Origin of the sequence: Clostridium sp. FP2 (genome assembly GCF_011065955.2) — a bacterium.
GTDB lineage: Bacteria > Bacillota > Clostridia > Clostridiales > Clostridiaceae > Clostridium_AD > Clostridium_AD tagluense.
The window spans coordinates 829702-841822 of the sequence record NZ_JAAMNI020000001.1 but is presented as its reverse complement, the minus strand read 5'-3'; the positions used below and the strand labels follow the sequence as shown (position 1 = coordinate 841822).

General features: G+C 29.6%; 10 protein-coding genes and 1 other annotated feature. Of the genes, 4 read left to right on the top strand and 6 right to left on the bottom strand.

The annotated features are described in order from the left end of the window. Positions 1–91 precede the first annotated feature (91 nt). Positions 92–1117 (top strand): aldo/keto reductase, encoded by a 1026-nt coding sequence (locus G9F71_RS03995; protein WP_164949634.1) that lies wholly within the window; start codon positions 92–94, stop codon positions 1115–1117. Between the two features lie 68 nt (positions 1118–1185). Further along, positions 1186–1443, top strand: coding sequence for a hypothetical protein (locus tag G9F71_RS03990; protein ID WP_164944773.1), 258 nt, complete (start codon positions 1186–1188; stop codon positions 1441–1443). A 59-nt stretch (positions 1444–1502) separates the two neighbouring features. Here G9F71_RS03990 and G9F71_RS03985 read toward each other — a convergent pair whose 3' ends face one another. The 4 genes from G9F71_RS03985 to G9F71_RS03970 all read right to left on the bottom strand — a co-directional run bounded on the left by G9F71_RS03985 (position 1503) and on the right by G9F71_RS03970 (position 6272). After that, entirely contained in the window at positions 1503–2816 is a 1314-nt protein-coding gene (locus tag G9F71_RS03985; protein WP_164949633.1) for a hemolysin family protein, read from the bottom strand. Positions 2817–3083: 267 nt separating this feature from the next. Then, positions 3084–4781 carry a methyl-accepting chemotaxis protein gene (locus G9F71_RS03980; RefSeq protein WP_164949632.1) on the bottom strand — a complete coding sequence of 566 codons (1698 nt, stop codon included), beginning with the start codon at positions 4779–4781 and terminating at the stop codon, positions 3084–3086. Between the two features lie 192 nt (positions 4782–4973). After that, the gene (locus G9F71_RS03975; protein WP_164949631.1) at positions 4974–5423 is read right to left on the bottom strand and encodes a hypothetical protein; all 450 of its coding nucleotides are present in this window, start codon (positions 5421–5423) and stop codon (positions 4974–4976) included. A gap of 90 nt (positions 5424–5513) precedes the next feature. Then, on the bottom strand, positions 5514–6272 hold the full coding sequence (locus G9F71_RS03970; protein WP_164949630.1) for an AIM24 family protein: 759 nt from the start codon (positions 6270–6272) through the stop codon (positions 5514–5516). Between the two features lie 345 nt (positions 6273–6617). On the opposite strand from G9F71_RS03970, the gene G9F71_RS03965 reads away from it, so the two are divergent. Both G9F71_RS03965 and G9F71_RS03960 read left to right on the top strand, forming a co-directional pair. Then, positions 6618–8075, top strand: coding sequence for an ATP-binding protein (locus G9F71_RS03965; protein WP_224626171.1), 1458 nt, complete (start codon positions 6618–6620; stop codon positions 8073–8075). 44 nt (positions 8076–8119) lie between these two features. After that, the gene (locus G9F71_RS03960) at positions 8120–9313 is read left to right on the top strand and encodes a leucine-rich repeat domain-containing protein (RefSeq protein WP_164949629.1); all 1194 of its coding nucleotides are present in this window, start codon (positions 8120–8122) and stop codon (positions 9311–9313) included. 224 nt (positions 9314–9537) lie between these two features. On the opposite strand, the gene G9F71_RS03955 is transcribed toward G9F71_RS03960, so the two are convergent. Further along, a complete protein-coding gene (locus tag G9F71_RS03955) occupies positions 9538–9681 on the bottom strand; it encodes a hypothetical protein (RefSeq protein ID WP_164949628.1) in 144 nt (47 codons plus the stop codon). 98 nt (positions 9682–9779) lie between these two features. Next, positions 9780–9833, bottom strand: a sequence feature (sodium ion sensor (DUF1646 type); this cis-regulatory element may regulate processes involved in with the transportation of sodium ions). A 66-nt stretch (positions 9834–9899) separates the two neighbouring features. Further along, positions 9900–12035, bottom strand: coding sequence for a diguanylate cyclase (locus G9F71_RS03950; protein WP_224626618.1), 2136 nt, complete (start codon positions 12033–12035; stop codon positions 9900–9902). Between the last annotated feature and the right edge of the window lie 86 nt (positions 12036–12121).

Below are 12121 nucleotides of genomic sequence, written 5' to 3'. Positions count from 1 at the left end.
TTAGCAAGAGTCCCATCTGGTATATAATAGAAATATAATTGCAGGTCTACTTATAAAAAACTATAATTATAAAAGATGTGGAGGAATATAAATGGACAAAATAAAATTAGGACGAACAAATTTAATGGTTACAAGAAGTGGCTTTGGTGCATTACCGGTTCAGAGAGTTTCTTTTGAAGAGGCTAAAAAGATTCTACGAAAAGCTTATGACAATGGTATAAACTTTTTTGATACTGCAAGAGCATATTCTGATAGTGAAGAAAAAATAGGATATTCTCTTGCAGATGTGAGAAATAAAATCATAATCGCAACTAAAAGCCATGCAAATGATAGAAAAACCTTACTTGAGCATTTGCAAATAAGTCTTAAAAATTTAAAAACAGATTATGTAGATATCCTTCAGTTACATAACCCAGATATTCTTCCGAATCCTGAAGATCCAGAAGGAGTCTATGCAGGCCTTCTAGAAGCTAAGAAAAGAGGACTTGTTCGTTTTATAGGAATTACAAATCATAAAATAAAAAATGCAATGGATGCCGCATCTTCAGGATTATATGACACTATACAATTCCCCTTAAGTTCATTATCTGCTGATATTGATTTAAGCTTAATTAAAGAATGTAGTGAAAGAAATGTAGGACTGATTGCAATGAAAGCTCTTTCCGGAGGACTAATAACTAATGCAGCCTCGGCCTTTTCATTTCTAAGGCAATTTGATAACGTTGTACCAATATGGGGAATACAAAGAGAAACTGAGTTAGATGAATTCATTTCTCTTGAAAAAAATCCACCACCATTGGATGAATCCATGTGGTCCATTATTAACAAGGATCGTACTGAACTTTCAGGAGATTTCTGTCGTGCTTGTGGGTATTGTCTTCCATGCCCTGCTGGAATCGAAATTCCCACCTCTGCCCGAATATCACTTCTTCTTAAAAGAGCTCCTTATCAAGGATTTTTAGAGGATAGCTTTAATGAAAAGATGAAGCTTATAAATAATTGCATAGAATGTGGGCACTGTAAAAATCATTGTCCTTATAAGCTTGATACTCCAAATCTTTTAAAAAGAGAATTAAAAAACTACAATGAATTTTATGCTAAACATAAAAACATTTAGTTAAGGAGTGATAAAACCCGGTTATTTACCAGAAATTCATTTTGATTATTCATAATTGGAACTTTTTTATGATAAGAGTAATATTATATACTAACAAAAGAAATATTAATGGAAGAAACCTAAGAAAAATCATTTTTAATATTTGCCTTCAGAGAGGGGGGAAATATGTATGGGTTGTTGGTGGATACTATTATTATTACTATTTGATGACAATAATTGCGGTAACAATAATTGTTGTTGCAATAGGAATCGCCGTTGTTGCAATAAGAACCGTCGTTGCTAAAATTTTTCATAATGATGACTCTGATACCAACATTAAAAAATAAAGCCAATTTAAGCATTTAAAATAACAGAGACTTTAGCTACTTATGCTAAAGTCTCTTATTTATATGCATATTTTAATCTTTCCTATTCTTCTTTCTTTAACTTCCTCTATTGTAAATATTACATTACCATATTCAATAGTTTTGTTTTCATTTTTCTTTGGAATACATCCCAATAGACTAACTAAAAAACCTCCTATTGTATTGTAATTTTCTGATACTAAATTCAAGTCAAGATTGTCATTTAAGTCGTCTATTGATAGCAATCCACTCACTATATAAGTATTGTTATCAATTTTTCTTATATCAGGTTCGTCATAATCATATTCATCTTCAATATTCCCCATAACTTCTTCTATAAGATCTTTAGTAGTAACTACTCCTGAAAATCCTCCATATTCATCTATCAGTACAGCCATATGATTTTTAGCTTTTTTTAATTCTCTAAATAATTCATCTATATTTTTGCTTTCATTAACAAGGTAAGGAGAATGTAATAAATTCCTAATGTTTATATTTTCAAAACCATTTGTACGAGCCTCTATTATAAAATCTTTCATGTGAAGTATTCCTATGATATTATCAATATCACCGTCATATACTGGCACTCTAGAATATTTCCCCTCTAATAACTCATCTAAAAACTTGGAAGCAGGATCATTTATGTCAATCAAAAACACTTCTGTTCTTGGAGTCATGACTTCTGTAGCTGATTTATCATCAAATTCAATAATGTTATTTATCATTTTTTTTGCAGTTTCGTTTATGGCGCCGCGTTCTTGCCCAACTTTTATAAGTGATTTTATTTCTTCTTTGGATAATTTTTCCTCTATTTTTTTACTATCAATACCAGTAATCTTAACTAAAACATTAGTGGATACTGAAAGTAACATTGCAAAGGGAATCATCACTTTAGATACACAAAGAATGGGTACTACTGAAAACATTGCAATAGCTTCTGGTTTTTGCTGTGCTATACGCTTTGGAAACAATTCACCAAATACAATCATTATATAAGATAAACCAATAGTTATGCTAACTAAAGCAATTTGCTTACTATAAGGTACGTTTAAACTGCTTAAAAATTTTGCAAAATCATTAGATATACCCGTAGCTGCGGATGCACTAGATAAAAATCCAGCAAGCGTAATTCCGATTTGAATAGTGGATAAAAATTTTGTTGGCTCTTCAATAAGTTTTACTAAAAGCTGTGCTTTTTTGTTACCCTCTTGTGCAAGATGTTTAATTTTATTTTTGTTTAATGATACCATCGCCATTTCTGCTGATGCAAAGAATGCATTTATCAGTGTTAAAATACCAATTAGTATAAATTGCGCCATTATATTACTTAGCGCGGGGTCAGGGTTTGAATCCATTAAAAATTCCTCCTCTTAAATAAAAAACTTTCATATTATAATAATAACACTAATCTGAACACTTTATTGATAATATAAAAATTATTTAATTTATTCTTTCCTACTCCCCATATTAGTAGAAAATTTAGTCAATACTTTATTTTAATTTTTTATTTGTAATCTCTTTGTAAAATTAATTCAACATAAATAAAAATGCCCCCCAAATGGAATATGGGAGGCACTTCTTGATTTTTTCATAGTTAATATTAAGTCTTTTAAGGATATATGCTATATCTTAAATTTTTGAATCAATCCATTAAGTTTTTCTGCTAATTCACTTTGATCCTGTGCAGACCTTGCAACTCCCTGAATAGCTGTTGTTGTTTCATTAATGCTTGCTAATATTTCCTCTGTACTCGCTGTAGATTCTTCTGCCGTTGCTGATACAGTTTGAATAGCACTATTTACCTCAAATATAGTTTCTGACATTTTTTTTGTAGCTAAAACAATATCTGCTGACATTTCATTTACAAAATTTGCATCCTCCTCATACCGTATACCCGTTTCATTAAGGAAATTATAATCTGGTTTTACTTTATCATCAATAAACTTCAATATGTCTCTTCCACTTTGAGATAAATTATCAAATGCAGCTTTTATTTGAATTACCGTATTTTGAATATTTGTAACTGCTTGAGATGATTGCTCAGCTAATTTTCTTACTTCTTCAGCTACAACTGCAAATCCTTTTCCACTCTCTCCTGCCCTAGCTGCTTCAATAGCTGCATTTAGTGCAAGAAGATTTGTTTGATCCGCTATATTTCCAATGGAATCTGCCATTACTATAACTTGTTCCACTACCTTGCCTTCTTCTATAGCTTTAATTATATTTACACGTTGTTTTTCATATATCTCATGACTTTCTTTAATAGCCTCAATTGCATTCTTTTTAACGTTAGTAGCACGATTTTTTATTTCTTTAGATGCATCATTTGAATCCTCAGCCTTTTTTGAAAGACTAGCAGTTGTTAACGCAATTTCCTCTGTTGATGCAGATACCTCTTCAGTTGTTGCACATAAGTCCATAGAACCTTTAGATATTTGATCAATAGATTCATTTACCATCTCCATTGTAGCCGAAATTTCTTCAGTAGTCGCAGTTAATTGTTCAGATGATTGTACAAAATGCTCAACTGTACCACGAATTTCTTTAACAAGATTTTGTAGATTAGATATCATTTTATTATATCCAATTGCGATTTGACCTACTTCATCTTTACTTTTAATTTCTAATCTTGAGGTTAAATCTCCTTCGTTATTTGAAAGTTCAGTCAATTTAGTCGAAATAATTAGAAGTTTTGAAATTTTAACAAATAGTATAAGGAAAGCGAAAATTATGCATATAGCTAGTACTGCTATTAAGCTATCAGTAATTATAAGATCCATATTTACATTGCTTTTGGCATTTTGTGCTTCTTTTTCTGCTCTTATATTCATCATTTCTTGAAATTGTTTAATAGGTTCCATTATTACACTTTTATTTTTATCGTAATTACTATCAAACATTAGTTTTCTTGCTTTATCTAAATCTTTAGCTTCCACTGCTTTCATTGCCGCTTCTTCAGTCTTAATTAGTGCATCAGAATTATTTTTTGCTTTTTCTATTAAATCTAATTCAGCTTGTGGTGCATTAAGTTCTTTTAATTTTGTTACTACCCTATCACGAGTTTTTGTTTCATTTACTTCTTTCCAATAATTATCATAAAATGTTTTATCTCCATCAATTACGTATCTTCTTGCCTGGTCGGTTAAATAGTTTGAAGCATCAGCTAAATCTAAACCTAATTGTTTAAATATAACCTGGTTATTTACGGCATTCGTCGCTTTTGCAAAGTTTTTATTAAGAAGATATACAGTCATAACAGTACTAACGATTAACATAATAAGAATTGCACTCATTAATTTTAAAAACTTTGATAAATACATTGCTTTCACCCCTTTTTAACATTCTTTTAATTAGATTATAATTACACTTTAGCTTGATAAAATAATAATAGTATTATTTCGCATATCTGTCAACATTTTTTAACAATAGTAACTATATAAAGACAAAAATATCTAGTCTTATAAGTACAAAATCACGCTATGTTTAGCGTGATTTCTTTGATATTTAATATACTATTTTATATGATAATTCTTAGTTTCACTCCTCAAAGCGGAGGCTTCTGATAGAATACTTATCTCTTTTTTAAGATTATGCGCTATCAATTTTTCTTCAATTGAACAATTTTCTTCATATATAAAGCTTTCAATAAATGCTTTGTTTTTTAATGCATCTTTCATATTCTCAATCATCAATCCTTCAGCATCTTTAATAGTTAACTCACCATCTCCATCTAGTACCTTACATAATATTAACTCTTCTCTAATAACATTTTCAGTTAATGCCATAGTAAAAATAGGCTTCATAACTTCAGCATCATCCTTGGTAAATGTATCCGTCATAAATACGGCATATTCTGTTTTTTCTACTGTATTATAATTTTCATCACGTCTTCTAGATTTAAGTACTGATACACCCACAACACCAACAGCCGCCACCATTATAAATATATAACTATAGTTCATTAAACTCTCCCTCTCCATATTATTTATAAGTTCTTTATGTACAAATTAATATAGGTACCTTGCTGATTTTTCAACATTTTGTGTTGCCATTTATACATTCATTGGTCTGTTGTTTTTGGTAGGTGCAATCCAAACCTCACCAGTTCCTACGAAGGTGTGTAAATATCCTTCACGCTTTGACTTTTCTACTTTTGTTTCTATTTTACCTCGTATAACAATTGAAAAATTACCATCTATTTTTAATGTCTCACTATTCAACTCATAAATGATGATTTCATCGAAGGGAACATCACTTTCTAAAATGGCGATGCCACTTCCACTTAGTTTCGGTTGTCTAAACCCATCGCTGCTTAACATGCCTGTGGCAATATCTTTATTTGTGTGTACAGAAAGCTCAACGCTGTCTTCACAACAATAAAACATTCCATCACCTAAAATAATCTCTTCATTAGATAACTCTAGAATATAAAAATATTTATATGAGGGGTCTAAATATATTTCACCGTATTTCCCGTAATACCTTGATGTAAATGATGCTTCGCCAGTACCCACGCTTTTAAAAAACCCCTTGGAGGCAGAAGGAGCATTTTTCTGAATTTGTATTTCGATAGGTCCTTTCATAAATTGGAGCTCCCCAGGTTGTACTAGTACCCCTCCGCCATTAATGCTAATTCTGACTTGACGAAGCTTTTCCCCATCATATTGTATGGGATATGGGTTTACAGCATTACTGTTAAAAGCACTGCCACTTCTAGGCTTTTTATATTCAATTACTTCGAATATAGTATTATTACTACTTGTTGAACTATCCATTACTCTTACTGCATCTGAAAAATCAGGATTAAACATAATTAATTTCCTCCAATTATTTATTTGAATTTTCAAGGTATCAATTTATTCATATTTTAAGAATTTCCTTTATTGTAAGTACAATATTACCATTAACTATAATCATATGCAACATAAAATCGACAAAATTGTAATAAATAAACATTAAACTGACGTTTTTTTATGATTAAGATGAAAAAGTGCCACTCACGTATCAAGTGATATGTTGGTAATAAAAAAATAATACTGGAATGCAATGACTTAGTTCTTAAGTATATAGTAAATTGTCGCATATTGTAGTAATATGTTATAAGGTATAAGTAATTTTAAATTAGAGTAGAATTTTTTTAAGGAGCTGGAATTATTATGAGTAAAAGTAGAAGTAGACGGACTATGGTATTGGGATATATTTCAATTGCCTGTCTATCATTAATAATAATATTATTTAGTATTTATAGTATGAATAAGGTATGTAATGAGTCTGATTTTATTATAAAAAAAATACTTCCAGCAAAAACATTTTCAACGGAAATCTTAACCTCACTAATTAATCAAGAAACTGGTATCAGGGCCTATATCATTACAGAAGATAAAAATTTTTTAGACACCTATTATTTAGGAAGTAAACAAGTACAAGGATACTACAATTCTCTGGATAATTTGAAATATACACCATTAGGACTGGACACCACTAATCAACTTACTGATCAGATGAAGTCCATTGAAACATTTTTTAAACAACAAATGGTATTGGTTGATAATGGTAATTCACATCAAGCAAATTTAAATATGAATCAAGGTAAAAGTTTAGTTGATAAGTTTAGGGCAACTGATAACATACTAATAAATAAAATTAATTTAGAGGTAAACATTTCACGTAACAAAGTTATAAGCGCCCAAAAGTTTCAACGGTACCTATTGATTTTTTTAGGTAGTCTACTTGCCTTGGTTAATCTTATGTTTATTAGGTATATATGGAATTATACCTATGAAGAAGTTAAGAAGAAAAATGAACTGAACAAGGAATTACAAAAATTGCTAGTTTCACATGAAGAATTTATGGCAAATATTTCGCACGAACTTAAAACACCATTAAATGTAATTTTTTCTGCTATCCAGTTATTTCAAATGTATTGCCAAAATGGCTCATTAGACCAAAGGCGAGAAACTATTATTAAATATCTTGACTCAATGAAACTAAATTCCTACAGACTATCTAAACTTATAAATAACATAGTGGATTCATCAAAAATTCAGGCAGGGTTCTTTAAATTGAACTTATCAAATAACAATATAGTGGAAGTTGTAGAAGAAATAGTGATGTCTGTAACTAATTTTACAGATATTAAAGGGCTACATATTATTTTTGATACAGATGTAGAAGAAAATATTATTGCTTGTGATCCGGAAATGATACAGAGGATAGTATTAAATCTTATATCAAATGCTATAAAATTCTCGAAAATTGGTGATGAAATATTTGTGGATGTTAAAGATAAAAATAAATTTGTTGAAATCTCTGTTAAAGATAATGGCATTGGAATTGAAGAAAAGAACTTGGATATGATATTTGATAGATTTAAACAGGTAGACAAATCCCTATCAAGAAATGCAGAAGGCACGGGTATTGGCCTTAGTTTAGTTAAGTCTATTGTTGAATTACATGGTGGTAGTATCTATGCTGAAAGTGAATTTGGAAAAGGAAGTAAGTTTACAGTTACTCTTCCGTCAGAGAAAGTACTCCAGGAAAATATGCTCTATAGTAACAAAGTTAGAAGTGAAGATGAAAGTATAAAAGTTGAACTTTCAGATGTTTATTCGTAGTATTTACATAATTTAATTATTAATACAAATGGAGGATTATGAACATGAGAAACGTATTTTGCATTAAATTTAAGTGGCTAACTATTTATGTTATTTTTCTATTTAGTATTAACATTCTTGGTTATAGTTCTAAAGAGTTTCCCCCTTCAGCTAGTGTAGCAGAGAAAAATTCAGTAAGTGTCCAGATTACAGAAAGTACCGTCATTACATTTTCAGATAAAAACTTAGAGCAAACAATAAGAGATGAGATACAATGCCCTACTGGAGATATTTTGAAAGATGATGTTGATAATATAACTAAGCTTCAAAGCACTCAAGACAAATGTATTAAGAATCTTTCAGGAATAGAAAATTTAACTAATTTAACTTCATTAAATTTGGGTAATAATCAAATCAGTAACATAGAACCCTTAGAAGGTTTAACTAACTTGACTGATTTAAATTTATCTACTAATCAAATGAGTAACGTAGAGCCTCTAAAAAATTTGACTAGCCTAACTCATTTGAATTTAGCTACTAATCAAATGACTAACATAGAGCCTTTAAAAGGCTTGATAAAATTAACTAATTTAAATTTAGCTGCCAATAAAATGACTAATATAGAACCTTTAAAAAGCTTGACTAACTTAACTTGTTTGGATTTATCCACTAATGATATGACCAACATAGAACCTCTAAAGGACTTGACTAACTTGACTAATTTAGATTTAGCTACTAATCAAATCAGTAACATAGAACCTTTAAAGGATTTAACTAACTTGACTAATTTGGATTTAGCTACTAATCAAATGAGTAACGTAGAACCTTTAAAAGGACTCGCGAGCTTAACTAATTTAGATTTAGCTACTAATCAAATGAACAACATGGAGCCTTTAAAAGACTTGATTAAATTGACTGATATAAATTTAGACCCTAATAAAATCGAAGATTTTTCTCCAGCTAGCGCCTACTGTAGAAATCTAGACAAAACAGATATTTCAAATACAATTATTACCTCTAAACAAACATTAACAAGTACCAGTAATCAAGTTTCAGATATTAAAGTCGTTGAATTTCCAACTGGAGATTTAATAAAAGATACAATACAACTTCCTACTGAAGATAATTTAAAGTATGATGTTAATGATATAATAAAACTCCAGAACGCTGGAGACAAAAATAATAGGAATCTATCAGTGAAAAATGATTCTACTGATTTAGATTTGGATAATAATCAAATTAGTAATGTAAAACCTTAATTTTCCATAATTTACACTCCATATATATTAAAATACATTTTATTTTATTACATTAAATTTAAATATAGCACATCTTCTTTATCATTAAAAATTCAAAATACTAATAGTTGTAAATATATCAATAGATATTTCCTATAGACAAGTGGCACCTGCCATGTGGAATGAAAAAAATAAGCACCAAAGATCAAAACAAATCCTTAGTGCTTATTAGCTCTATGTATATTTTATTTTTTATTTGGTGATTTTTGGTTTTCTTTTTTTTCCCTTTCTTCCTTTTCAAGTCTTTTCGGAAAAACAAAACTAAAATAAACAAATCCTACAATTAATATTCCAACAGTAATTGCTACCATTATATCTTGACCATTCATATAATTACCTCCTCATATTGGTACCCGTGGCTACCGCTATCTATTAGCGTTTACAAATAATTTTATCAAAAAACAAAAAGGTGGGGAACTCAAATAAGAGTTTCCCACCCTAGAAACAAATTTCTTGGAATCAAACCTAAGTTTGTCCAACCGATAAAAAATATTATATTAATATAATACTACAAAACTCATATTAATTCAATTTTCGACTGAAGCTCTTACTTTTTAATTCTCTTTTTATCCTCATACATTCTTTTGTCAGCAAGAGCAATTATGCTATCAATTTTTTCCTTAGAACATTTTCTTGTAGCATATCCAAATGCTACTGAGATTTTAATAGTTTTATTCTTATCAACTGTTAAGCGTTTTTCTGAAATAATCTTTTTAACCTTTGATATATCATTTGCCACCTGATCTTGATTTGTATTGTCCAATATTAAATGGAATTCATCTCCACCCATTCTTAAAATTAACCTACAGTCTGGAAACGCTTGTCTCAGCATATCAGCATAACATTTTAATAACTCATCACCAATAAGGTGTCCATAATTATCGTTAACGATTTTCAAATTGTTTACGTCAGAAACAATTATTGTCTGAGGATATTCATAACCATCTAGTTTATCCTTTACTTTATCATTATAGTAGTTTCTATTGTAAACATTGGTTAATGCATCTGTATATAAAAGATGCTCCTTTTCCCGTAGAATCGATGTTTTAGTTTTTTCATTTAACAAATCTTTAAATAATTTAATTGCAAATAATATTATAAAAAATATTATAGCAGCCAACCCTAAAATTATAAAAATAAGCCTCTCATACTTTTGATTACTTGTTTGATTAGGTACCTCCGTATACCCCACATTGAATAATTCATCTATATCTAGAAGGGGTATAACCTTATCAATTATACTCGCAAGTTCAGGGCTATTCTTTGAAATTCCATAATATAGATATGAATCTGTACTTGTTATCCCCTTTTGAACAATATCATATAGCTGCATATTTTCAACATAAAAGCTAAGTACACTTGGATTCTCTATAAGATAATCTGCCTTTCCTTCATGAACTAGCTTTAATGATTCCTTAATATTGTTAGTTTCTATAATATTTACACTAGTGAGGTTTTTCCTTAGATATTCCTTATGCCAAAAACCTTTTATGACAGCAACATTTTTCTCTTCAAGATCAAAAACATCCCTAGCATCTTTTACCCCTACTTTGCCCACAATTATATCTCTTTCAGTGCTATAAGGTCTTGGGTACAATATGGTTTTTAATCTGTCATCAGTTTTAGCAATATTTAAAACATTTATCTCACCTTTCATAAGCTTTTGCCTTAGCATATCAAAATCACCATAAATATATTTAAATTTTATACCAATTTTATCAGTTATATCTTTTATAATTTCTCCACTTATGCCTCCATAAATACCATCCTTATAGTAATCAAAGGGAAGATAATCCTTTGTAATTCCTATAATTGCCTCACCATTATTCTTAATCCAGTCCCTTTCCCTTTCCGTAAGATTCATAATTTTCATGTTATATTCAATCTTACTTTGCTTAATCAATTGAGGTAGATTACTTCCTAACAAATTACTAATTTGTTTGTCTAATATTGATGCCAGAATCTTATCATCTTTTCTTGTGGAAAAAGTTCTGTCAGAGGTGATTTTTTCTATCTTAAAGGCATAATTCAAATCTGGAAACTCATAAATATAATTATATACAGCATCACCACCTGATACTATAAATGCATCAATTTTATTATTCTCTAATGCTGAAATTAGATCTATTTCAGAGTTATAGATTTTTTTGTCATACTTTATATTCTTATAGAGTTCAGGCAATAGTTCCATTACAATATCATTTTTAAGAAACCCAATTGATCTTTCATCAATATCTCCTATGGTATGTATATCCCTATCTTTTTTTGCTATAAGTGCATATGGAGACTTACTTACAGACTTAGTAAAAGTCATAAACTTCTCTCTTCCTGCGGTTTTGTTTGCCCCAAAAATAATATCTACACTTCCATTCTGAAGTCCTGAATAAACTTCTCCCCAAGGCTTTGATGCTTCAAGTCTTATATTTGTTCCCAAGTTTTTATTAATAATTTTTATAATAGGAATTAAATAGCCTTTTTCCTCACCATTATATTTGAAATACTCACTTCCAGAATAAGAGTCTATGCCAAGAGTTAAGACCCTATCTTTATTTTTAGCTAACCACTGCCGCTCTTCGCTAGTTAAAGATACCATAATATTTGAATTTGAGAATGCATTTTTTTTGAAAGAGAATAGTATAATTAAAACAACTAAGAATATTTTCGAAAGTTTCTTCAATATCATCACGCCCCAAAATAGTAATTCTACATTAACCCTCAATAAGTAACATAAAGGTATAATTAATCTATTTTACTATAATTCTATAAACT

Coding starts and splice junctions, on each gene's coding strand:
- G9F71_RS03995 (WP_164949634.1), top strand. CDS start 92: ATGGACAAAATAAAATTAGGACGAACAAATTTAATGGTTACAAGAAGT.
- G9F71_RS03990 (WP_164944773.1), top strand. CDS start 1,186: ATGATAAGAGTAATATTATATACTAACAAAAGAAATATTAATGGAAGA.
- G9F71_RS03985 (WP_164949633.1), bottom strand. CDS start 2,816: ATGGATTCAAACCCTGACCCCGCGCTAAGTAATATAATGGCGCAATTT.
- G9F71_RS03980 (WP_164949632.1), bottom strand. CDS start 4,781: ATGTATTTATCAAAGTTTTTAAAATTAATGAGTGCAATTCTTATTATG.
- G9F71_RS03975 (WP_164949631.1), bottom strand. CDS start 5,423: ATGAACTATAGTTATATATTTATAATGGTGGCGGCTGTTGGTGTTGTG.
- G9F71_RS03970 (WP_164949630.1), bottom strand. CDS start 6,272: ATGTTTAATCCTGATTTTTCAGATGCAGTAAGAGTAATGGATAGTTCA.
- G9F71_RS03965 (WP_224626171.1), top strand. CDS start 6,618: ATGAGTAAAAGTAGAAGTAGACGGACTATGGTATTGGGATATATTTCA.
- G9F71_RS03960 (WP_164949629.1), top strand. CDS start 8,120: ATGAGAAACGTATTTTGCATTAAATTTAAGTGGCTAACTATTTATGTT.
- G9F71_RS03955 (WP_164949628.1), bottom strand. CDS start 9,681: ATGAATGGTCAAGATATAATGGTAGCAATTACTGTTGGAATATTAATT.
- G9F71_RS03950 (WP_224626618.1), bottom strand. CDS start 12,035: ATGATATTGAAGAAACTTTCGAAAATATTCTTAGTTGTTTTAATTATA.